Here is a 22421-nt window from a genome sequence, read left to right as displayed (position 1 = left end):
CGGAAAATCCTTGCGGCGCAGGCCCGGCGCGACTGACTGTGTAGTCGGCGGCGGCGTGCGGTGTCAACTGGCGTCGTGCCCGTGCCGGTGGACGCCCCAACGCAAAAAGGGCAGGCCCGCCAAGGCGGACCTGCCCGAAAGGCAGCGTAGGAAGCGATTAACGCTTGGAGTACTGGTACCGGGCGCGGGCAGCGCGCTGGCCGTACTTCTTGCGTTCCTTCTTGCGGGCATCGCGGGTCAGGAAACCGGCGCGCTTCAGGGCGCCGCGCAGTTCCGGCTCGACTTCGAGCAGGGCGCGGGAAATGCCGTGGCGCACCGCTTCGGCCTGACCGGTCACACCACCGCCGCAGACGTTGACCTTGATGTCGAAGCGTTCGACGTTCTTGGTCAGCACCAGGGGCTGGCGGATGATCATCTGCAGCGACTTGCGCGGGAAGTAGTCTTCGAAGGGACGACCGTTCACCACGATCTGACCGGAACCGGCATACAGACGGGTACGGGCCGTGGCGGTCTTGCGGCGACCGGTACCGTAGTTGAATTCGTTGGCCATGATTCTCTCCGGCTCGATCTGGTTAGTACTTGATGGCGAGCGGCTGCGGGTTCTGGGCGGCATGCGGATGCTCGGGGCCAGCGTAGACCTTGAGCTTCTTCAGCATGGCGCGGCCAAGCCGGTTCTTGGGCAGCATGCCCCGCACGGCGTTCATCAGCACGCGTTCCGGATGGGAGGCGAGCAGCTTCTCGAGGGTGATCTCGTGAAGACCGCCGACATACCCGGAGTGACGGTAGTATTTCTTGTCGGCAAGCTTGTTGCCGGTGACCTTGATCTTTTCGCAGTTGACCACGACGATGAAGTCGCCGTTGTCCATGTGCGGGGCGAACTCGGGCTTGTGCTTGCCACGCAGGCGATGCGTGATCTGGGTGGCAAGGCGACCGAGAACCAGGTCGGAGGCATCGACCACGAACCATTCGCGGTTGATGTTCTCGGGCGTGGGGCTGAACGTTTTCATCAGAGCGTACTCCTGTGCGAGCTCGAAAGAACGGTCTATGTATTGGGTTCCCCGCCCCTTGTCAACAGAAAAAGGGCGTAGAAACGCGCGACGGACGACGCCGCCCCGCAGGGGGGCATCATGCGTGCGATGCTTGCCGTACCGGTTTGAACCGGGCTGGCCGGGGCGCCACCTGGCCTGCGGTCAGGCTTGATGCTGGCAATCCCGGTGCATGTCGCGGAAACGCGGGGTTCGCCTGGCGGTCGTCCACACTTCGGTTCCCACTGGCGCGCCTAACGGGGCGGCTGGCCTGGGGAGCGGGCGACTGGCCCCGCGCTGTGCGCCGAAAGCGGCGGACGGGGCGGCACCGGGCAGGCGCTGCAAGGATTCTGCCGGAAGGTTGGCTTGGACCGTCCGGAGGGCTTGGATGGCGTGAACCCGAAGCGTATCGCTTCAAACTCTTGAGCTTTACACCATGACCGCATACATTGCCAAGAGATTTTCTTGAACCCCCTCGGGAGGACCCATGCCCAGCATTCGCAAGAGCCTGCTCCAGTTCGTCTTTTCCGGTGCGTACATGAAGCGGTGGAACGACAAGCTGCGGCCCGTGGAACTGATGGAGGTGGACAAGCAGGCCCACAAGATGATCGTGGCCTGGCTGCTGCTGCAACTGAACACCCGCGGCCTGCCCGCCGAAGAACGGCTGCGCCTTGGGGCAGAAGTGGTGGAAGGCTGCCTGTTCGACTATTTCTACCGGCTGGTCATCACCGACATCAAGCCGCCGGTGTTCTACCGTATAAAAGAGAACGAGGCGCACTACAGCGAGCTTACAGAGTGGGTGGCGGAAGAACTGGAACACATCGTGCGCCCGCTGGACGAGGATTTCTGGCAGCGGCTGCTGACCTACATCCGCCGCCGCGAAAAGAATACCCTGCCTGACCGCATCCTGACCGCCGCGCACCTTTACGCCAGCGGCTGGGAATTCAACCTCATCAAGCCGCTGAACGGGTTCGACGACGAAATGCCGGACATCGACGGATCGTTCCAGACCCGCCTGACCGCCATGGCCGACCTGGCCGGGGTGCCCGAACTCATCGGCGGTTCCAGCAACGCGCTGGGGCGCTTCGCCAACCTGTGCGGGCAACTGCGCTTTCAGAAGCGTTGGTCGCAGACCCCGCGCATTCCCGAAACCTCGGTCATCGGGCATATGTTCATCGTGGCCTGCTACGCCTATTTCTTCAGCATCGCCGTGGGCGCCTGCCCCGCCCGAAGGCTGAACAACTTTTTCTGCGGCCTGTTCCACGACCTGCCGGAAGTGTTGACCCGCGACATCATCTCGCCGGTGAAGCGTTCCGTGAAGCAGTTGCCGGAACTCATCCGTCAATATGAAGAGCAGGAAATGCAGGAGCGGGTGTTCTCGCTGCTGGACAAGGCGGGCTACGGCGACGTGGCCCGCCGGTTGGGCTACTTCCTGGGGCTGGAAACCGGCTCGGAATTCGATGAGACCGTGCGCGAACCCGGCCCCGATGGCACTTCGAAAGTGGTCCGCAAGGTTACCTTCGAGGAATTGCAGAACGCCTGCAACATGGATGCGCTGGATCCCAAGGACGGCCGCCTGGTCAAGGCCTGCGACACCCTGGCCGCGTTCATCGAGGCGCATACCTCGGTGCGCAACGGCGTGACGTCAAGCCACCTGCAAGAGGCCATCGCCCGGTTGCGCGCCGAGTACCGGCGGGTGACGCTGGGGCCGCTGCATGTTGGGGCGCTTTTCGCCGACTTCGACTAGGCGAGGCCCGTGCATGGGGGCTTTTGCCCTCTGCCTCCGACCCGAAGGGCGCGAAGCGTGCCCGTTAGGCGAGCGTGCGAGCCTTACGGGCATCGTGCGCAGAGCGGTCAGAGCGCCTTTTCATTCCGGTCGAGCACGCAAGAGTGCGCGTTGCGGTCCTCATCCGTAAGGTTCGCTCCGCTTACCCAACGGCTGAGGCACTCCCTTCATGAAAAGGACGCTCTTCCTTGGCAGAGTCCAAAATTCCCTCTTGTGCCGCAACCGTCCGGCGCGTGCCGGGGTAAAATATCCCCACCTGCACAGGCCTCGCCTGTGGCGCGGGCTTGGCCGGTGCGTCCTTTCATGGTGTATCAAGTCGTGTTTTTCCTCGGCAGAAGCCAAAATGTGTTCCTGCGCCGACACTCCTTGGTCGCCCGTACCGTAACGGCTTCCTTCAGGCATGCGGCATGAAGCCGCGCCGGATGTGCGGAGTGTGGTGACGATCCCGCCCCACATCCGCCCGCAGGGCTTGTGAAAGAGAAGACAAGCGGGGCGAGTTTTGATAACGATGACGCCATGCCCTATCCCGGCCTGATTCCGTCGAGAGGCCGGGGCGGCCCCGGAAACTTCGCGAATGCTCCGCTGGTGCTCCGGTCGGCCTGATGTCCATGAACACACTGCGAGGAGAGTGCCGATGCTGTTGCGAAAGCGTGCCTGGGACATCGTGCGGGAAGAATTCCCCAAGCTGCGCGAGGACGATTCGCTGGCCGAGGCCATGCGCAAGCTCAGTTCCTGCGTGGGGCCCGACAGCGGGGGCGGGGCCGGATGCCTGTGCGCCCTGGTGTATGACGAGCGCGACATGCTGCGCGGTGCGCTTTCGGTGTGGGACACCGTGCGCTTCATGGAAGATTCGCTGCTGCGCAGCGGTTCGTTGCGCGGCATAGAGGAAGACGGCTTCGACCGCATCTATCGCAATGCCTGCAAGGTGGCCGGTTCCACCAAGGTGCGCGACGTCATGGACCGCGACATGACCCAGGTGGCCCCCGACGATCCGCTGCTGGTGGTGCTGGAAAGCTTCGTGAAGAAGGGCCGCAGCTACGCCGTGGTCACCGAGGCGGGCAAGGTGCTGGGCGTCATCATGATCAACGACGTGTTCCGCGAGATCAGTGGCGAGATCATCAGCCGCGCCTGACCAGTACGGCCTGTGCCGTGCCGGGGTGGGCTTCGCGCCGCGCCCGGTTCGTACGTCTTCCGCTGCCATCCATGGCATTCCGACGAAGAAAAGGGCCGCTCCCGAAAGGGGCGGCCCGTTTTGCTTGTATGGCGGAGCAGGCGTGCGCCCGGCGGCGGGCGATCAGGAGGCCCCTTCGGGCTTCGGTTCGCCCTTGGGCTTTCCGGTGGTGCCGAAGGCGTTGGTGACCAGCGCATTGAGCAGCAGCGAGGTATAGCGGGCGTCGTAGCGCGCCTTGTCCGCCGCCAGTTCCTGAACGGCGGGCACCAGTTCCTTGGCCGGGGCGTGGGGGCGCGCGCTGATCATGGCCGAGAACGAATCGGCCACGGCGCAGATGCGCCCCAACCGGCTGATCTGTTCACCCTTGAGTTTCTGCGGATAGCCGGAACCGTCCAACCGCTCGTGGTGTTCCAGGGTGCACTGGCGCAACTCGTCGAAGGCCAGCCCCATCTTGTGCATGATCTTGGCCCCCACCAGCGGGTGCAGGGGAATCTTGTCCTTTTCGTCGGGCTTCAGCGGGGTGGCCTTGGACAGGATGAACGCGGGCACCTTGGCCATGCCCAGGTCGTGCAGCAGAAGGGCCAGCGCGGCCCGGTCCAGGTCGCGGCGCTTCAGGTTGTCGCCCATGGCGGCGACCAGCAGCCACAGCCCCACCGACAGGGTGTTCAGCGAGTGCTTGGCCAGCGAATGTTCCCGGTGCAGGCGGCGCATGAACTGTTTCACCCGGTGCTTGTCCTGCCACAGGTATTCGGTCAGCACCATCACGTCGCGGTACAGCACCTCGAACACCGGCTTCACCGGCTGGTCGATGAACTCGTTCACCCGCAGGGCCAGGGCCTGCTGGAAGATGTCGGCGACCTCGCCTTCCTTCAGGTTCTTGTCCACCAGCACCAGGTCAAGCTGGTGCACGATGTGCTGCGAATAGATGGGGTGGTCGGAGCGCGAGACGAACAGGTCGCCCGCCTCGCACATGCGCTGCACTTCTTCCACCTGCTCGTTGGTGAGCCGCGCCCCCTTGCGGGTGTACGGCTGCAACTGCGCGATGTCCTCGCGGAAGCGGAACAGGTCCACCGGGGGACGGTATTTGGGAAAGCTCGACAGGATCTCCGTGCTGATCTGGTAGTATTCCTCGGAGATGTTGTCGGGGATGGTTGCCTTCACCGTGGGTAGCTCCCTTGTGGTGCTCGCGTGGTCCGCATGGTCCGCATAGTCTGCATGATCCGCATGGTCCGCATGGTCCGCGTGGCATGCGCGGCTGGTGCCGTGGCGTCCGGTCCGCTCGCGTGGCTCCGTGGCGGGGCCGGACGCCGCCTGCCGTTACTTCCTGTATATTTTCACCATGTTGGTGCCGCGCGGCTTGCGGCCCGTCTTGGGCTGCCCGGCGGTGATGACCACGTTGTCGCCCTTTTCGAAGTCGGGCGCGGTATCCACGAAGCGTTCCGCCCGTGTCAGGTGGCCGGGGATGTCCAGCGTGATGCCCTGCGGCACGATGCCCCACGAGAAGTTCAGGGCGCGCAGGGCGGCCTGGTCGGGCGTCAGCGCCCAGACCATCTGGCGCGGGCGGCGCGACGAAATGAGCCGGGCCGAGGCGCCGGTCATGCTGTGCGAGACGATGCCCCTGGCCCCGGTCTTTTCCGCCAGCAGGCAGGCCGCGTAGGCCAGGAAGTCCGCCGTGCCCTTTTCGTCCGCCGGTTCGGCAAGGCGCTGCGTCTCGAAGTGCAGTTCTTCCGCCTTGGCGGCGATTTCCTTCATGAATTCCACGGTCTCCACGGGAAAGTTGCCCATGGCCGTTTCTTCGGAAAGCATCACGCAGTCGGCCCCGTCCAGCACGGCGTTGGCCACGTCGGTGGTTTCCGCGCGGGTGGGCGAGGGACTGTTGACCATGGACAGCAGCATCTGGGTGGCCACGATGACCGGCTTTGCCGCGCGGTTGCAGGCGCGGATGATGCGCTTCTGCATGGCGGGCAGGGCGGGCAGGGGGCATTCCACGCCCAGGTCGCCTCGGGCCACCATGATCACGTCGGCCTCGGCCAGGATGTCGTCAAGCCGGTCCACGGCGTTCTGGCGTTCCAGCTTGGCGATGACGGGGATGTGCTTGCGGCCGCTGGCCGCGATGATTTCCTTGGCGTCGCGGATGTCTTCCGGCGTCTGCACGAAGGACAGGGCCACGGCGTCCACGCCCAGTTCCAGGCCGTCGGCTAGGTCCTTGCGGTCCTTTTCGGTCAGGGCGGGCAGCCGCACCGACTTGCCGGGCAGGGCCAGGCCCTTGCGCGAGGTGATGATGCCGCTGTTGTCGGCCTCCAGTTCAAAGCACCCCTCGGGCGCGGTGCCCAGCACGCGGAACTGCAACCCGCCGTCGGACAGCACCATCCGGTCACCGGCTTCCAGTCCGTTCAGCACGGCCTGATTGGTGAAGGGGAGGAACGGCAGCACGGCGTCGGCAGGGGCCTTGGGGCCCAGCAGCACACGGTCGCCCTTGCCCACGGAGATGGCGCCGTCCGGAATTTCACCGATGCGGATCTTGGGGCCGGACAGGTCCTGCAGGATGGTCACCGGGCTGCCGCATTCGGCTTCCAGTTCGCGCAGCAGGCGCACCAGATCCACGAACATGGGTGCGCTGCCGTGGGAAAAGTTGAGGCGAAAGATGCGCACTCCCGCGGCGATGAGGCGCGAAAGCACCTCGCGCGAGCGCGATGCCGGACCTATGGTGGCGATTATCTTCGTTCTCATGATCCACCCCTGTGCAATAAGTTGTATCTTGTCAAGCCGTTTGTGCGTCGCGAGAGGTTGCGTCGGCCATGCGGCGGCGCGTGGCGAATACCCTCGTATATCGTGCCGACACCCTTTGTGTCCCCATGTGTTCCGCAAAAATATCAGCGCAGGCCGGTGGTTCGCATCGCAAGGGGCAGGTCGCGGGCCATCGGGCGCGTCGAAATGCCGTGCGCCAGCGCACGGACAGGTTCCGTGCGGGTGGCCCGATGTGGTTTTTCGTCTTTCGTGCCACCAAGTCTAATACAGTATAATAATGTACTATTTGTCATGCGTCTCGCGCGGGGGAACCACCGTTAGAAATTTTCTAGACTCTGCCGGAGTCCACGGCTTGACAGTGCCAAACATATCATAGAGAAAGTGGGAAATTGTGGTAAAAGGTGGTAGAGTCTCCCAGAAAAGGCCCCTTCCTTCCGATCAGAAAGCCTTCGTGCGGCACGCGGGGGAAACGGTGGAAGCAGGGTTTGCAGTTTCGACGCCTTGCGCAACAGCGCAAGATGACAGGCAAGTGGTGTTCCCATGTTGTTCAGAGGCCGTTCCCACCGCAGTCTCGACCCCAAGGGCCGACTGATGCTGCCGCCGGATTTCCGCGACATCCTCGTGTCGCGTGCCGACGGCGGCAAGCTGGTGCTGACCAGCTTCGACGACTGCGTCATGGGCTACCCCCTGCCCGACTGGGAAGACTTCGAGCGCAAGTTCTCCACCCTCAAGAATCCTTCGCGCAAGATGCGCGACTTCCGCCGCCTGGTCATCGGCAGCGCCGAACTCATGGAACTGGACGGCCAGGGGCGGGTGCGCATTTCGCGTTCGCACATGGACTACGCGGGCATCACCAAGGACGTGGTGCTGCTGGGCCAGGGCAGCCGCTTCGAAATCTGGGATCAGTCGCGCTTTGACGGCATCGTGGCGCAGGACTTCGACGACGTGGCAGCAGAGCTGGCTGACAGCGGCATAGAGCTTTCCCTTTAGGCCCGGCAGGGCACAGTCCCTTAAGAGCAACAGGACAACGCAATGACCGGCGCACCCGACTCCACCACACCGCAGGCCGCCTCCGCTTCCACGGAAGGGGCTCGCGCCGCCACGCTGCACGTGCCCGTGTTGCTGGACGAGGTGCTGGAGGCGCTGGCCCCCCACCCCGGCGGCAGGTACCTGGACGGCACCGTGGGCCTTGGCGGCCATTCCGCCGCCATCATGGAACGCATCGGCCCGGACGGCGAACTGTGCTGCCTCGACCGTGACACCACGGCACTGGAACTGGCCCGCCAGCGTCTGGCCCCGTGGGCAGGGCGCGTGCATTTCTTCCATACCCGCTACGCGGACTTCGAGGCAGCGCTGGACCAACTGGGCTGGGACAAGGTGGATGGCGCGCTCATCGACATCGGCGTGTCGTCCATGCAGATCGACATGGCCGACCGGGGTTTCAGCTTTCATGCCGACGGCCCGCTGGACATGCGCATGGACCGGGACGGCGACGAGGACCCGGCTTCGAAGCTGGTGAACCGGGCCACCGCGGACGTGCTCAAGGACATCATCCTGCGCTACGGCGAAGACCCCATGGCCGGGCGCATCGCCCGCGCCATCGTGGATGCCCGCGCGACTGGCCCCATCGAGACCACGGCCCAGCTCGTGGCCATCGTGGACCGGGCCTACCCGGCCAAGTGGCGCGCCACCTCGCGCAACCATCCGGCCACCCGGACCTTCCAGGCCCTGCGCATGGCCGTCAACGACGAACTGGGCCAGCTGGAACGCTTTCTCGACCGCATCCTGGACCGGCTGAACCCCGGCGGACGGCTGGCGGTGATCACCTTCCATTCGCTGGAAGACCGCATCGTCAAGCACCGCCTGCGGGACGAATCGCAGGGCTGTGTGTGCCCGCGCAGCGTGTCCCGCTGCGAATGCGGCCACAAGGCCCGCGTGGACGTGCTGACCAGAAAGCCGGTCACCGCAAGCGAGGCGGAACTGGCCCGCAATTCCCGCGCCTCCAGCGCCAAGCTGCGCGCGGCCCAGCGGCTGGCGGAAGGGCAGGCCCCGCGCCCCCGGCGGCGCAACAAGTACGCCCCGGAAGGCCGCGATACGGCGGAAGGGAGCGCATCATGAGCCACGGCGTGGGAAGCTGGGTGCTGGCCATGATCCTGTCGGTGCTGACCAGCCTGGTGCTGGGATTGTCGCTGGTGTGGCTGAACATCGAACGCATGGACATGGCCTACAACCTGCGCAAGCTGCAGGGCGAACTGGACGGAAGGGCGGCCCTGACCGCCAAGCTGGAAGTGGAGCGGGACCGGCTGATGTCGCCGTATGAACTGGGAAGGAAGGCGGAGGCCATGGGCATGCGGGGGGCACGCCCGGGGCAGATCCGCCGCATCGAGGAGGCGGGGCGCTAGCGCCCCGGAACATCATGCTGCGAGCAGACAGGAAGTCACGCATACTCGGCAGGCCCGCGCCGCGCACCGCGCGCGACGCGCGTCCCTCTTTCGAAGCGCGCGCCCCCCGTGCCGCGCGTGCCCTGCGCAACAAGAAGGCCCCCGGCACATCGTTCGGGGGCGGCATGCGCTTCAATCCCTTTGCCCGCTTTGGCGAGACGGACTGGAGCAAGGTGCGCCTGTACAGCGTGGGCTGCGTGTTCGCGCTGCTGTGGCTGCTGTTGTGGTCGCGCGCCTGGTACGTGCAGGTCTACGACGGCGACCGGCTGGCCGGTCTTGCCCGCCGCCAGCACATGGCTGCGGAGACCGTGTCCGGCAGGCGCGGCGCTATCCTGGACCGCAACGGGCAGATACTGGCCCGCAGCGTGGAAGTGCGCTCCGTCTACGTCCGCCCCGGCGGGGTGCGCGACGTTGACGCCACCGTCAACGCCCTTGCCACGGCGCTGGAAGCCCCTGCCAAGCAGGTGCGAGAGGCCGTCACCTCCAAGCGCGGCTTTGCATGGGTGGCCCGCAAGGTGGATGATCTGGCCGCCGAAAACGTGCGCAAGGCCGGGCTGTCCGGCGTGTACCTGAGCAGCGAGTACGAGCGCATCTATCCCTTCAAGCAGATGGCCGGGCAACTGCTCGGCTTCGTGGGCATGGAGAACAAGGGCCTTGAAGGGCTTGAACTGACCTTCGAGGATGTGCTGAGCGGCGATTCCGCCCGCAACGTGGTGCAGCGCGACGCTGCCGGACGCCGTCTGGACATGGACGGCGGCGGAGGGCGCGCGTCCCTGCGCGGTCACGACGTGCGCCTGACCATCGACACCCAGGTGCAGTTCTTCGCCGAAGAAGCCCTGGCCCGCTCGGTGGACCAGTTCGACGCCACCTGGGGCGGCTGCCTTGTGGTGGACGTGGATTCGGGCGACATCCTGGCCTGGGCGCAGTACCCGTTCTTCAACCCCAACGCCTACCGCGACTACAAGCCCGAACGCTGGCGCAACCGCCTGGCCGCCGACGCGCTGGAGCCCGGCTCCACGCTGAAGCCCTTCCTGGTGGCTGCCGCCCTGCAGGAAGGGGCGGTCAAGGGCGACACCACCTTCAATTGCGAAAAGGGCCGCTGGAAGACCCGCTACATCACCATTCGCGATACGCACAGCTACGACGTGCTGCCGGTGAACAAGGTGCTGCGCTATTCCAGCAACATCGGCATGGCCAAGATAGGCCTGGAACTGGGAGCCAAGCGGTATTGGGAATACCTGAACCAGCTGGGCTTCGGCGAACGCACCGGCCTGCCCATCACCGAGAGCAAGGGCATTCTGCGTGACCCGCGCCACTGGTCCGAGCCGGACCTGATCACCACCTCGTTCGGCCAGTCCATAGCCGCCACCGGCGTGCAGATGGCCCAGGCCTACCTGACCCTGGCCAACGGCGGCGAACGCAAGCCGCTGCGGCTGATCGTGGATTCCGGCGACGACACCCCGGCCAATTCGGCCAGCCAGAAGGTGTACAACGACACGACGGTGAAGCAGGTCATCTCCATGCTGCGCGAAGTGGTGGAGGAAGATGGCACCGGCACGCGCGCGCGCATCCCCGGCATCATGGTGGGCGGCAAGACCGGCACTGCGCAAAAGGCTGACGAAACGGGCCGTTACGGGCACGAACGACTGGCTTCCTTCGTGGGTTTTGCGCCCATCGACAGACCCAAGTACCTGATTTTGGTCATGGTGGACGAACCCCAGAAAAATTCGTACGGCGGCGTGGTCGCGGCGCCCGTGTTCAAGCACGTGGCCATGCGCACCATGGCCTACCATGGCCTGCTGCCCGATGCGCCCGACCCCGAGGCCCCCACCTACGCCACGCCCATGGGCAAGACCGGCCCGGTGGAAGTGCGTCGCGAGGTGGCCGAGGCCGTGCGCGAGGCCCCCGACGGGGTGCCCAACGTGGTGGGCAAGTCGGTGCGCCGGGCCGTGGAGGTGTTTGCCCGGCAAGGCATGGTGCCCGTGCTCAAGGGCGCGGGGCAGACCGTGGTCCGTCAGACGCCGGAACCGGGTACCGAATGGCCCAAGGGCCAGCCCACGGGGCAGTGCGTCCTGTGGCTTTCCGAGAATTCCTAGGAGCATCGGCAGATGACCCGTATATCTTTTGATGAACTTCTGGTCCGTGTTCGTGCCAACACGCCGGAAATCCGTACCGACTCGCGCAAGGTGGGCCGGGGCGACGTGTTCGTGGCCGTGCCCGGTGTTGCCGCCAACGGTGGCGCGGGCGTGGACGGCGCGGACTTCGTCCCCAAGGCGTGGGCAGCCGGAGCCGGTGCGGTGGTCTGCCTGCCCGACCGGGTGGAAGCGGCTCTTGCCGACGCCCCCGCAGGCGCGGTGGTGGCCGCCCACGACGATCCGCGCGCGGCCATCGGCCTGCTGGGTCAGGCCCGCCACGGCACCGATGCGTTGCCTTTTCCGGTGGTGGCCGTTACCGGCACCAACGGCAAGACCACCATCACCTATCTGCTGGAGCACGTGTTTTCCGCCCTTGGCCGCCGGGCCGGGGTGCTGGGCACCGTCAGCTACCGCTGGCCGGGCTTTGCCATGGACGCGCCCCTGACCACCCCCGATTGCATCGAAACCCACGCCATGCTGGCCCGCATGCGCGACGCCGGGGTGGACGTGGCGCTGATGGAAGTCTCGTCCCACGCGCTGGATCAGCGCCGGGTGGCGGGCATCCGCTTTGCCGGGGCCATCCTGACCAACCTGACGCAGGATCATCTGGATTACCACGGCGACATGGAACACTACTATGCCGCCAAGGCCCGCCTGTTCACCGAACTGCCCGACGCGGACAAGGCCTGCGCCGTCAATGCCGACGACGCCTGGGGCCGCCGCCTGCTGGGCGAGGTTCCGCACGCCATCGGTTTCGGGCTGGATGCGGCAAACGCCGTTCAGGGCCGTCGGTACCTGCACGGCGAGATGGTGCGCAACGCCACCTCGGGCCTCACGCTGCGCATGACCTTCGAGGGGCGGCAGTGGGAGCTTTCCTCGCATCTCGTCGGCGTGCACAACGCCTCCAACCTGCTGGCCGTGCAGGCGGTATGCCTGGGCATGGGCCTTGCGCCGCAGGATTTCGCCAGCCTGGCCGACTTCACCGGCGTGCCGGGGCGGCTGGAGCGCATCGTGAATCCGCGGGGGCTGGACATTTTCGTCGATTACGCCCATACCCCCGACGCGCTCGAAAACGTGCTGCGCGCGCTGCGTGCGGTGGGCTTTTCGCGCATCGTCACCGTGTTCGGCTGCGGCGGCAACCGCGACCGCACCAAGCGCCCGCTGATGGGGCAGGCGGTGGCACGGCATGCCGACGTGGCCGTGCTCACGTCCGACAACCCCCGCCACGAGGACCCGGAGGCCATCATGGCCGACGTGCTGCCCGGCCTTGCCGGGGCGCGCGAAGTGGTCAGCGACCCCGACCGGGCCAGGGCCATCGGCAAGGCCCTGGCGTTGCTGCAGCCGGGCGACGTGTTGCTGGTGGCGGGCAAGGGGCACGAAAGTTACCAGCAGATCGGCGACCGCAAGGTGCCGTACAGCGACCAGCAGGTCATTCGGGAGATACTGGGGTGCAATTGATGTTCACCGCCATGCGCCACGCCGCGCGGGGCCGCGCCGCATCCTTCACGACCGGCGGCATTGCCGGGATATCCGTGTTCCGCCGTGCCGTTCCTGGCGCGCGCATGACGGGGCACGACACCGGGGCGCGCCATGCTGTATAACCTGCTGTATCCCCTCAGTGCCGAATTCACGGTCCTCAACGTCTTTCGTTACATCACCTTCCGGTCAGTGTGGGCGCTGCTGACGGCGCTGCTGCTGTCCATCCTCATGGGGCCCCGGTTCATTGAATGGCTGCAACGCATCAAGTGCGGCCAGCAGATTCACGAGGACGTCACCTGCCACATGCAGAAGGCGGGCACACCCACCATGGGCGGCCTGCTCATCGCCTTTTCGCTGTCCATCAGCGTGCTGCTGTGGGCCGACCTGACCAACAAGTACGTCTGGCTGACCATGCTCATCTTTCTCGGCTTCGGCCTGGTGGGCTTTCTGGACGACTACATCAAGGTACGGCGCCGCAACAACAAGGGGCTGTCCGCACGCGCCAAGTTTCTGGGGCAGGTGATTGTGGCCGCCGTGGCCATGTACATGGTGGTCAGCGAACCGGTGTATTCCACGCGCCTCGCGTTTCCGTTCTTCAAGGGCCTCGCGCCCGACCTCGGCTGGCTGTACATCCCCTTCGCCGTGACGGTGATGGTGGGTTCGTCCAACGGGGTGAACCTTACGGACGGGCTGGACGGCCTGGCCATCGGCCCCACCATCATCGCGGGCATGGTCTTTGCCGTGTTCATCTACGTGGCGGGCAACGTGCAGATGTCCAATTACCTGCAAGTGCCCTACGTGCCCGGCGTGGGCGAGGTCACCGTGTTCTGCGGGGCGCTGGTGGGCGCGAGCCTGGGCTTTCTGTGGTTCAACGCCTACCCGGCCCAGGTGTTCATGGGCGACGTGGGCTCGCTGGCCCTTGGCGGCGCGCTGGGCTTTCTGGCCGTGCTGTGCAAGCAGGAACTGCTGCTGCTCGTCGTGGGCGGGCTGTTCGTGGTGGAAACCCTGTCGGTGATCCTGCAGGTGGGCTACTTCAAGTTCACGGGGGGCAAGCGCATCTTCCGCATGGCCCCGCTGCACCATCACTTCGAATTGCAGGGCATTCCCGAGTCGAAGATCATCATCAGGTTCTGGATCATGTCGGCGCTGCTGGGGTTGATGGCGCTGTCTGTCCTCAAGCTCCGCTAGGACGCTGGCTCCGAATTGTCTTTTCGTCCGCTGGCGGCGTCAAACTGCGCCAGCCATTACGGTCGAATACCATAAGAGTATACTCCCTCATGGCGGGCTTGTTTTCCTTGCCAGCGAACGAAAATCCTGCTTCGGAAGCAGCGCCCTGAGGACGGAAGGATACGGCAATGACCTGCGACAAGCACACGGCGCAAACCATCGGCAAGGGCGACCTTGTGGTGGTTGTGGGCGCGGGCCGCTCCGGCATGGCTGCCGCGCGGCTGCTGCACCGCATGGGCGCGCGCGTGCGCCTGCTGGAACGCAACGCCGATGGGGTGCCCGCCGACTTTGTGCGCTGGGCCGCCGATGCCGGTGTGGAAATCGCCACTGGCGACCATGCGCCGGCGCAGTTCGAGGGTGCGCGGGCCGTGGTGCCCAGCCCCGGCATGGCCGTGGCCACGCTGCGCCCGCTGTTGCCGCAGGGGCCGGACGCCCCCGAGATACTGGCCGAAATGGAGCTTGCCTGGCGACAGCTGGACGGCGAGCCGGTACTGGCCGTCACCGGCACCAGCGGCAAGACCACCACGGTTTCGCTGTGCGCGGCCATGCTGCGCGCGCAGGGGCTTTCCGTGTTTCTGGGCGGCAACATCGGCACCCCCCTCAGCGAGTACGTGCTGTCCGTAGCGCATGGTGGGGCGAATGGCAGCCCCAGGGCCGATGTGCTGGTCATCGAAATTTCCAGCTTCCAGTTGCAAGCCTGCACCACCTTTCGCCCGCGCGTGGCCATGCTGCTGAACATCAGCGAGAACCATCTCGACTACCACGCCGACATGGCGGAATACATCGACGCCAAGTTCCGGCTGTTCCGCTGCATGGACGAAGGCGATCTGGCCATCTTCGGCCAGGGCGTGCGCGACCTGGTGGCCGCGCGCGAGCTGAAGCCCCGCACGCTGTTCTTCGACGCGGCGGCGCGGCGCTTTCCGCATACCCGCCTGCTGGGCGGGCACAATCAGGCCAACATCGAGGCCGCATGGCAGGCCTGCCGCGAGTTCGGCGTGACGCCGGAGGCGGCGGAAAGGGCCGTGGCGGACTTCGCCCCGCTGGAACACCGGCTGGAGGCCGTGGCAGAGCGCAACGGCGTGCTGTGGGTGAACGATTCCAAGTGCACCACGGTGGAAGCCCTGCGCGTGGCCCTGCAAGCCTTCGACCGTCCCGTGGTGCTGATGGTGGGCGGTAAGTTCAAGGGAGGCGACCTTGCGTCGCTGCTGCCCCTGATGCACGGGCGTGTGAGGGCCGTGGTGGGCTTTGGCAAAAGCCGTGAATATTTCGAGGCCGCATGGCAATGCCACGCCGGTTGCCCTGCGAACGCCAGGGACACCGAGGCGGGGCTGCCCCTGCCGGGCCACCGCTTCAGCCTGTCCTGGCATGACACGCTGGACCCCGCCGTGGCCCAGGCCGCCGCGCTGGCCCAGCCGGGCGACGCGGTGGTGATGGCCCCGGCCACTTCCAGCTTCGACCTCTTCGCCAACTACAAGGAGCGCGGCCACGCCTTCCGCCGCGCGGTGGAGGCCCTGCCATGAGGTTCGGCGCGCACGCGGACGCCCATCCTTCCGCCGCACTGGCGGACCTGCGCCACGGCGGCAGCTTCGGCGGCATCGCCCATGGCGACCACGGCCAGCAGGGCGGCGTGGACTGGTGGCTGTTCGCCATCGCCCTGACCCTGCTGGGCATCGGCCTGCTGATGGTGCTGTCCGCCAGCGGCATCGTGGCCGAGCGCTTCAACGGCGACAAGTACTACTTCTTCAAGCGCCAGCTGATCTTTGCCTGCGTGGGCGGGGTGGCCATGTTCACCGCCGCCGTGGTGCCGCGCAACCTGCTGTACAAGCTGCAGTACCCCATCCTGTTCGGGGTGCTGGCCATGCTCGTCCTGGTGCTGACTCCGCTGGGCAACAAGGTCAACGGCGCGCGCCGGTGGATCCAGGTGGGGCCGGTGGCCCTGCAGCCCATGGAGTTCACCAAGATCGCCCTGGCCCTGTACCTGGCCTACTTCATGAGCACCAAGCAGGACATCATCAAGACCTTCAGCCGGGGGGTCATTCCGCCCTTTGCCGTGACCGGGGTGTTCTGCCTGCTGCTGCTGCGCCAGCCCGACTTCGGCGGGGCGGCGGTGCTGGCCATGATCCTGTTCTTCATGTGTCTGGTGGGCGGCACACGGTTCTTCTATCTGGCCGTGTCCGGCGCTGCGGCAGTGGCCGGGGCCATCATGCTGGTGGTGCATTCGCCGTATCGCTTCCGCCGGTTCACCGCCTTTCTCGACCCCTTCGCCGATGCGCAGGATTCCGGCTATCAGCTGGTGCAGTCGCTGTTCGCGCTGGGCTCCGGGGGCATCACCGGCGTGGGCATCGGCGCCAGCCGCCAGAAGCTGTTCTATCTGCCGGAAGCGCACAACGACTTCATCATCGCCGTGCTGGGCGAGGAACTGGGCTTCATCGGCATGTCGCTGGTCTTCGTGCTGATGGGCATGCTGTTCTGGCGGAGCTTTCGTATCGCCGCCCGGCAGGAGGACCTGCGCGACCGGTTCACCGCCTTCGGGGTGACCCTGGTGCTGCTGCTGGGCGCCGTGCTGAACATGGCCGTGGTCATGGGCGTGGCGCCCCCCAAGGGCGTGCCCATGCCCTTCCTGAGTTACGGGGGCAGCAGCCTGCTGACCACCCTGACCTGCGTGGGGCTGCTGCTGAACTATTCGCGGACGGCACGCTGACGGCGTGCCTTCGCACGTTTCTGCCACCGTTCAAGACACCGGAGGAAACACCATGCGCCGCGTCATCCTCACCACGGGCGGAACCGGGGGGCACATCTTCCCGGCGCTGGCCGTGGCCGAGGAGATCACCCGCCGGTACCCCAAGGCCCGCATCCTGTTTTTGGGCGGGCAGTACGGGCCGGAAGCCGACCTTGCGGCCCGCGCCGGGCTTGAGTATGTGGGCCTGCCGGTGCGCGGGGTGATGGGGCGCGGCCTGCGTGCCGTGGCCGCCGCCGGGGCCATGGGCCTTGGCGTGTGGCGCGCGGTATCCGTGGTGCGCCGGTTCGACCCGGACATCGCCGTGGGCTTCGGCGGCTATGCTGCCTTTGCCGGTGTGCTGGCCGCCCGGCTGTGCGGCAGGCCTGCCGCCATCCACGAGCAGAACGCCATTCCCGGGCTGACCAACCGCCTGCTGGGCCACATGGTGCAGCGGGTGTTCCTGTCCCTGCCGGATACGGCGGGCGTGTTCCCCGCGCGGCGCTGCGTGGCCACCGGCAACCCGGTGCGCGCGGCCATCGTGGCGGCAGGGGCGACTGTCGACGCCGGGGCGGCGGAGGGGGGCGGCGCTTTGCGTTCCGCCCATTCGCGACGTTTGCTGGTCATGGGCGGCAGCCTTGGCGCACGGGCCATCAATGAGGCTGTGGTGGCCGCATTGCCTGCCCTGCGCGATGCCGGTGTGGAACTGTGGCACCAGACCGGCGTGGCCGACTGGGAGCGCGTGCGCGCGGGCTACAAGCAGGCCGGAATCTCCGAGGCCCGCGTCGAGGCGTTCATCGACGATGTGGCCAGCGCCTACACCTGGGCCGACCTTGTCCTGTGCCGCGCCGGGGCCACTTCCGTGGCCGAGCTGGCCGTGGCGGGCAAGCCCTCGGTGCTGGTGCCGTTTCCGTTCGCCACCCACAACCATCAGTTGCACAACGCCCGGCACGTTGCCGACGCCGGGGCGGCGCTGGTGGTGGAACAGAAGGACATCACCCCCGGTGCTGGCAGCCACGACGGCCAGCCTGCCGTGGCGCCCGTGTCATTGGACCGCGTGCTGGTCGAACTGCTGGCTGACCGCGCGCGTCTGGCCGACATGGGCCGCGCCGCACGCGCCATGGGGCGCCCGCAGGCCGCCGCCGCCGTGGTGGATGGCATGGAAGCGATTCTCGCGGGGCGCAGGTAGGCTGAAGTTTTTTGTGTGCCGCAGTCAGTGAATGCAACACAGCGAAATGCGACGTAAAAGTTATGAATAACAACAAGATCAAGAAAATACACATGGTCGGCATCGGCGGCTCGGGCATGAGCGGCATTGCCGAGGTGCTGCTGAACCTGGGGTACGAGGTGTGCGGTTCGGACATGTCCGACGGCACGGTGGTGCGCCGCCTGCGCAAGCTGGGTGCCGAGATCTACATCGGCCATGGCGAGGGCAACCTGACGGACGCTCAGGTGCTGGTGAAGTCCACGGCCATCGGCGACGAGAACCCCGAGGTGGCGGCGGCGCGCAGGCGCGGCATTCCTATCATTCCGCGTGCCGAGATGCTGGCGGAGCTGATGCGCCTGCGCACGGGCATCGCCATTGCGGGCACGCACGGCAAGACCACCACCACCTCGCTGGCCGCGGCCATCTTCGACGAGGCGGGCACCGACCCCACGGTGATCATCGGCGGGCGGCTGAACGCCTATGGCGCCAACGCGCGCCTGGGCGACGGCGCCTACCTGATCGCAGAGGCCGACGAATCGGACGGCTCGTTCCTGTGCCTGTTCCCCATCGTCACCGTGGTCACCAACGTGGACATGGACCACATGGACCACTACCCCTCGCAGCAGGCCATCGACGACGCCTTCGTGGACTTCATGAACAAGGTGCCGTTCTACGGCATGAACGTGGTCTGCGGCGACGACCCCGGCGTGCGGCGGCTGCTGCCCCGCGTGAAGCGCCCGGTGGTCACCTACGGCTTCGGCGAGGGCAACGCCATCAGGGCAGAGGTGCTGGCCTGCGCGGATACCAGCCTGTTCAACGTCATCGTCGACGGCGACGACATCGGGCAGGTGCGCCTGGCCCAGCCGGGCCGCCACAACATCCTGAACGCCCTGGCCGCCATCGGCGTGGCGCTGGAATGCGACATCGCGCCCGAGAAGATCGTGTCGGGCCTGGCACGGTTCGGCGGGGTGGGGCGGCGCTTCGAGCGCAAGGGCGAGCGCGACGGCGTGCTGGTGGTGGACGACTACGGGCACCATCCGGCGGAAATCGCGGCAACGCTGGCCACGGCGCGCCAGTGCTTTCCGCACCGGCGGCTGGTGGTGGTGTTCCAGCCGCACCGGTTCAGCCGCACGCAGGCCCTGTTCGGCGAATTCTGCAAGGTGTTCGACGGGGTGGACAAGCTGCTGCTGACGGAAATCTACCCGGCGTCGGAAAAGCCCATTCCCGGCGTGAGCGGGCAAAGCCTTGCCCAGGGCATCCGTCAGGTGTCCAAGACCGACGTGACCTACCACCAGGATTTCGATTCCGTGCTGGCGGCACTGCCCGAGGTGCTGCAACCAGGCGACCTGCTGCTGACGCTGGGCGCTGGCAACGTGACCACCATCGGCCCCCGCTACCTGGAAAGGGAATAGCATGCTCAAGGTTCTCGACGGCCCCGTGCTTGCGCACCGTACCACGCTCCGCCTTGGCGGCAGGGCGCTGGCAGAGGTGCGCGCGGCCGGGCCGCAGGACCTGGACGAACTGCCCGGTGCGCTGGACCGCCTTGGCGGCGAACCGCGCATGCTGGGCTGCGGCAGCAACATCCTTGCCGACGACGGCGAACTGCCCGTGGTGGTGGTGGCGCTGGAAGGCGGCGGCCCCTTCGATGCCATCCCGGAAGTGACCGGCGAAACGGAAGACGGCCGCGTGCTGGTGCGCGTGGGCGCGGCACAGCGGCTGCCGCGTCTGGTGTCGCGCCTGTCGGCATGGGGGCTGTGCGGCATGGAGGGGCTGGCGGGGATACCCGGCGCGGTGGGCGGCGCGGTGGCCATGAACGCGGGTTCATACGGTTGCGAAAGCGGCGCCGCGTTGCATGCCGTTTCCGTGTTTTCGCCCGCGCTGGGGCATATGACCCTGGGCCGCGACCGGTTCCGCTACGGCTACCGGCACTTCGAGGTGCTGGACGAGGCTGGAGCGCCGCTGGGCGGCTGGTATCTGGTCACCGCCGCCACCTTTGCCCTGACGCGGTGCGACAGCGCGGTGGTGCATGCCGCCATGCGCGGTAACTACCTGAAGAAGAAAGCGACACAACCTGTGCTGTCCCACAGCGCGGGGTGCGTATTCCGCAATCCGTCGCCCATGAATCCTGCGGGCAAGCTGCTGGACGCGGCAGGCCTGAAGGGATACCGCATTGGTGATATGGCGTTCTCGACTCTGCATGCCAACTTCATGATCAATGAAGGTTATGGTGTTGCAAAAGATGCTTTCAGTTTATTGCAGTTTGCAAGAGTTGCCGTGAGTGAACGTTTTGGAATCGATCTCGAACTGGAAGTGAAGGTCTGGTCATGGCGATAGCGTTGTCGCGCGGAAAAAAAGGCGCGAAGAATGCGTACAGCAGAAAAAGCGTGAAGCCACAGAAAAGCACGCTGGATCCCGGTAACGGGCTGCTGTCATTCGCCAAGTGGATGTTCACCATGATCATTTCCGTTTCTCTGCTTGTTGGTGTAAGCATAGGTTTGTTGTATATCTACAGGTATGCGACACAATCTGAATATTTTGCAGTCAAGACTATTGAAGTCTCCGGCAATTTGAGGTTAAGACAAGAGGAAATCCTGGGATTGGCAGGCATTGCCCCCGGCACGAACAGCCTTGCGGTAAACATCGCGGACATGGAGTCGGGGCTGCTGCGCAATCCATGGATTACGGAAGTGTCCGTAAAAAGGTTGCTTCCTGCCGGATTTGCGATAAAAGTCGCTGAACGGGAACCGAAGTTCTGGGTACAGCGCGGCGCAGAGCTGCTCTACGCCGACGAACACGGCAACATCATCGCCCCGGTGGGGGCGGGCCGGTTCACCTCGCTGCCCACGCTGGAAGTGGAAGCAGGGGCGGAGGAAGCGCTGGAGCGGCTGCCCGAGATAACCGGCGACCTGAAGCGGGCCAGGCTGCCCGTGGACATCGCGCTGGTTTCGTGGGTACGCCTCAGCCCCGGCAAGGGCGTGGAACTGTATCTGGAAAACAGCGACCTGCGGCTCAGCATCGCGCTGGAAGACTGGCGCGGCAACCTCGACAGGCTGGGTAAGGTGCTCGACGACCTTGCCCGTCGGGGCGAACTGAAGCAGGTGCGCGAGGTAAAGGCGGGGGGCGTCAACGTCTGGGTACAGAAGGACGCCGCCCTCGGCGGCTGACCCGGCAGTGCGAAACCGCACGGGCAGCCCCATGGCACCCGTTCGGCATCGCGTAAACAGGAGTAGCAGATGCCCAAGTCGGATCTGATTGTCGGCCTTGATATCGGTACCACCAAAATCTGCGCGGTCGTGGGAGAAGCCACGCCCGACGGGGTCGATATCGTCGGCATCGGCACCAGTCCCTCCACCGGCCTGCGCAAGGGCGTGGTGGTCAATATCGAGCAGACCGTCCAGTCCATCAAGAAAGCTCTCGAAGAAGCCGAGCTGATGGCCGGCTGCGAAATCCGTTCGGTCTATGCGGGTATCGCGGGCAGCCACATCAAGGGCTTCAACAGTCATGGCGTCATCGCCGTCAAAGGCGGCGAGGTGGGCCCGAAAGACGTAGAGCGCGCGCTGGACGCGGCGAAAGCCGTGGCCATTCCGCTGGACCGCGAGGTCATCCATATCCTTCCGCAGGAATACATCGTGGACGACCAGCGCGGCATTGCCGATCCCCTCGGCATGGCGGGCGTGCGGCTCGAGGTCAAGGTGCACATCGTGACGGGCGCCGTGACGTCCGCCCAGAACATCGTGCGTTCCTGCCACAGGAGCGGGCTCGACGTGTCGGACATCGTGCTCGAGGCGCTGGCCTCCAGCAAGGCCGTACTGACCGAGGAAGAAAGGGAGATTGGCGTCGCCCTTGTCGACCTTGGCGGCGGCACCACCGACATCGCCGTGTTCTCCAACGATTCCATCAAGCACACGGGCGTGCTTGCGCTGGGCGGCCAGAACCTGACCAACGACATCGCCTTCGGGTTGCGCACCCCCATGGTTTCGGCCGAAAAGATCAAGGTCAAGTATGGCTGCGCCATGGCCGACCTTGTGCGCAACGACGACCTCATCGAGGTGCCGAGCGTGGGCGGGCGCGATCCGCGCCGCCTGTCGCGCCAGGTGCTTGCCGAAATCTGCGAACCCCGCATGGAGGAAATCCTGTCGCTGGTGGACCAGGAACTCGTCCGCTCCGGCTTCAAGAGCATGATCGGGGCGGGCGTGGTGCTGACCGGCGGCACGGCCCTCATCGAAGGGTGCCAGGAACTTGGCGAGCAGATTTTCAACATGCCTACCCGCATCGGTTACCCCCGGAATGTGGGCGGGCTGCGTGACGTGGTGAACAGCCCGAAGTTCGCCACCGCCGTGGGGCTTTTGCGCTACGGCGCCGAAAAGGAGGGCCTTGAACTCAAGTTCCGCATCCGCGACGGAAACGTGTTCAACCGCGTACTGTCGCGCATGCGCAAATGGTTCTCCGACATCTCGTAAACCGTGGGTCCAACGGAATAGTCATT

At 65.9% G+C, this 22421-nt stretch carries 19 protein-coding genes; 15 read left to right on the top strand and 4 right to left on the bottom strand.

The window, feature by feature from the left end; translation table 11 throughout:
* Positions 1–157: 157 nt before the first annotated feature.
* Together rpsI and rplM are read right to left on the bottom strand one after the other, a co-directional pair.
* The gene (gene rpsI / locus DESTE_RS05160; protein ID WP_007522928.1) at positions 158–550 is read right to left on the bottom strand and encodes a 30S ribosomal protein S9; all 393 of its coding nucleotides are present in this window, start codon (positions 548–550) and stop codon (positions 158–160) included.
* Between the two features lie 22 nt (positions 551–572).
* A complete protein-coding gene (gene rplM / locus DESTE_RS05155; protein WP_012612114.1) occupies positions 573–1007 on the bottom strand; it encodes a 50S ribosomal protein L13 in 435 nt (144 codons plus the stop codon).
* Between the two features lie 505 nt (positions 1008–1512).
* Between rplM and DESTE_RS05150 the strand changes: the two genes are divergently transcribed.
* Together DESTE_RS05150 and DESTE_RS05145 are read left to right on the top strand one after the other, a co-directional pair.
* On the top strand, positions 1513–2772 hold the full coding sequence (locus DESTE_RS05150; protein ID WP_035065727.1) for an HD domain-containing protein: 1260 nt from the start codon (positions 1513–1515) through the stop codon (positions 2770–2772).
* 673 nt (positions 2773–3445) lie between these two features.
* Positions 3446–3943 carry a CBS domain-containing protein gene (locus DESTE_RS05145; protein ID WP_035065724.1) on the top strand — a complete coding sequence of 166 codons (498 nt, stop codon included), beginning with the start codon at positions 3446–3448 and terminating at the stop codon, positions 3941–3943.
* A 162-nt stretch (positions 3944–4105) separates the two neighbouring features.
* Here the strand turns inward: DESTE_RS05145 and DESTE_RS05140 are convergent, their stop codons facing one another.
* Positions 4106–5143: an HD-GYP domain-containing protein gene (locus DESTE_RS05140; RefSeq protein ID WP_035065721.1), complete on the bottom strand. Its 1038-nt coding sequence runs from the start codon at positions 5141–5143 to the stop codon at positions 4106–4108.
* Between the two features lie 156 nt (positions 5144–5299).
* The gene (gene pyk, locus DESTE_RS05135) at positions 5300–6712 is read right to left on the bottom strand and encodes a pyruvate kinase (protein ID WP_035065718.1); all 1413 of its coding nucleotides are present in this window, start codon (positions 6710–6712) and stop codon (positions 5300–5302) included.
* A gap of 558 nt (positions 6713–7270) precedes the next feature.
* Between pyk and mraZ the strand changes: the two genes are divergently transcribed.
* The 13 genes from mraZ to ftsA all read left to right on the top strand — a co-directional run bounded on the left by mraZ (position 7271) and on the right by ftsA (position 22395).
* Positions 7271–7720: a division/cell wall cluster transcriptional repressor MraZ gene (gene mraZ, locus DESTE_RS05130; protein ID WP_035065715.1), complete on the top strand. Its 450-nt coding sequence runs from the start codon at positions 7271–7273 to the stop codon at positions 7718–7720.
* 42 nt (positions 7721–7762) lie between these two features.
* Positions 7763–8848 (top strand): 16S rRNA (cytosine(1402)-N(4))-methyltransferase RsmH, encoded by a 1086-nt coding sequence (rsmH, locus tag DESTE_RS05125; protein WP_035065712.1) that lies wholly within the window; start codon positions 7763–7765, stop codon positions 8846–8848.
* Positions 8845–9132, top strand: coding sequence for a hypothetical protein (locus tag DESTE_RS05120; protein WP_035065710.1), 288 nt, complete (start codon positions 8845–8847; stop codon positions 9130–9132). Before rsmH ends, DESTE_RS05120 begins: the two co-directional genes overlap by 4 nt.
* Positions 9133–9146: 14 nt before the next feature.
* Positions 9147–11267: a penicillin-binding transpeptidase domain-containing protein gene (locus tag DESTE_RS05115; RefSeq protein ID WP_245590735.1), complete on the top strand. Its 2121-nt coding sequence runs from the start codon at positions 9147–9149 to the stop codon at positions 11265–11267.
* A 12-nt stretch (positions 11268–11279) separates the two neighbouring features.
* The gene (locus DESTE_RS05110; RefSeq protein ID WP_035065708.1) at positions 11280–12764 is read left to right on the top strand and encodes a UDP-N-acetylmuramoyl-L-alanyl-D-glutamate--2,6-diaminopimelate ligase; all 1485 of its coding nucleotides are present in this window, start codon (positions 11280–11282) and stop codon (positions 12762–12764) included.
* Positions 12765–12896: 132 nt separating this feature from the next.
* Positions 12897–13973 (top strand): phospho-N-acetylmuramoyl-pentapeptide-transferase, encoded by a 1077-nt coding sequence (gene mraY / locus DESTE_RS05105; protein ID WP_035065706.1) that lies wholly within the window; start codon positions 12897–12899, stop codon positions 13971–13973.
* A 167-nt stretch (positions 13974–14140) separates the two neighbouring features.
* Positions 14141–15532, top strand: a complete 1392-nt coding sequence (gene murD, locus DESTE_RS05100; protein WP_035065704.1) for a UDP-N-acetylmuramoyl-L-alanine--D-glutamate ligase — start codon at positions 14141–14143, stop codon at positions 15530–15532.
* Complete coding sequence (gene ftsW, locus DESTE_RS05095; RefSeq protein WP_035065702.1) at positions 15529–16713, top strand: putative lipid II flippase FtsW; 1185 nt, start codon at positions 15529–15531, stop codon at positions 16711–16713. The genes murD and ftsW overlap by 4 nt, the downstream gene beginning before the upstream one ends.
* Before the next feature lie 52 nt (positions 16714–16765).
* A complete protein-coding gene (gene murG / locus DESTE_RS05090; RefSeq protein WP_035065699.1) occupies positions 16766–17917 on the top strand; it encodes an undecaprenyldiphospho-muramoylpentapeptide beta-N-acetylglucosaminyltransferase in 1152 nt (383 codons plus the stop codon).
* A gap of 62 nt (positions 17918–17979) precedes the next feature.
* Positions 17980–19347, top strand: coding sequence for a UDP-N-acetylmuramate--L-alanine ligase (murC, locus tag DESTE_RS05085; protein ID WP_035065696.1), 1368 nt, complete (start codon positions 17980–17982; stop codon positions 19345–19347).
* A 1-nt stretch (position 19348) separates the two neighbouring features.
* Positions 19349–20269: a UDP-N-acetylmuramate dehydrogenase gene (gene murB / locus DESTE_RS05080; RefSeq protein ID WP_035065693.1), complete on the top strand. Its 921-nt coding sequence runs from the start codon at positions 19349–19351 to the stop codon at positions 20267–20269.
* Entirely contained in the window at positions 20260–21099 is an 840-nt protein-coding gene (locus tag DESTE_RS05075; protein WP_035065690.1) for an FtsQ-type POTRA domain-containing protein, read from the top strand. The genes murB and DESTE_RS05075 overlap by 10 nt, the downstream gene beginning before the upstream one ends.
* 69 nt (positions 21100–21168) lie before the next feature.
* Complete coding sequence (gene ftsA, locus DESTE_RS05070; RefSeq protein WP_035065687.1) at positions 21169–22395, top strand: cell division protein FtsA; 1227 nt, start codon at positions 21169–21171, stop codon at positions 22393–22395.
* The last annotated feature ends 26 nt before the right edge of the window (positions 22396–22421 follow it).

Origin of the sequence: Nitratidesulfovibrio termitidis HI1 (assembly GCF_000504305.1) — a bacterium.
GTDB classification, from domain to species: domain Bacteria; phylum Desulfobacterota; class Desulfovibrionia; order Desulfovibrionales; family Desulfovibrionaceae; genus Cupidesulfovibrio; species Cupidesulfovibrio termitidis.
The sequence above is the reverse complement of the archived record's forward strand: the minus strand, read 5'-3'. Positions and strand labels throughout refer to the sequence as shown.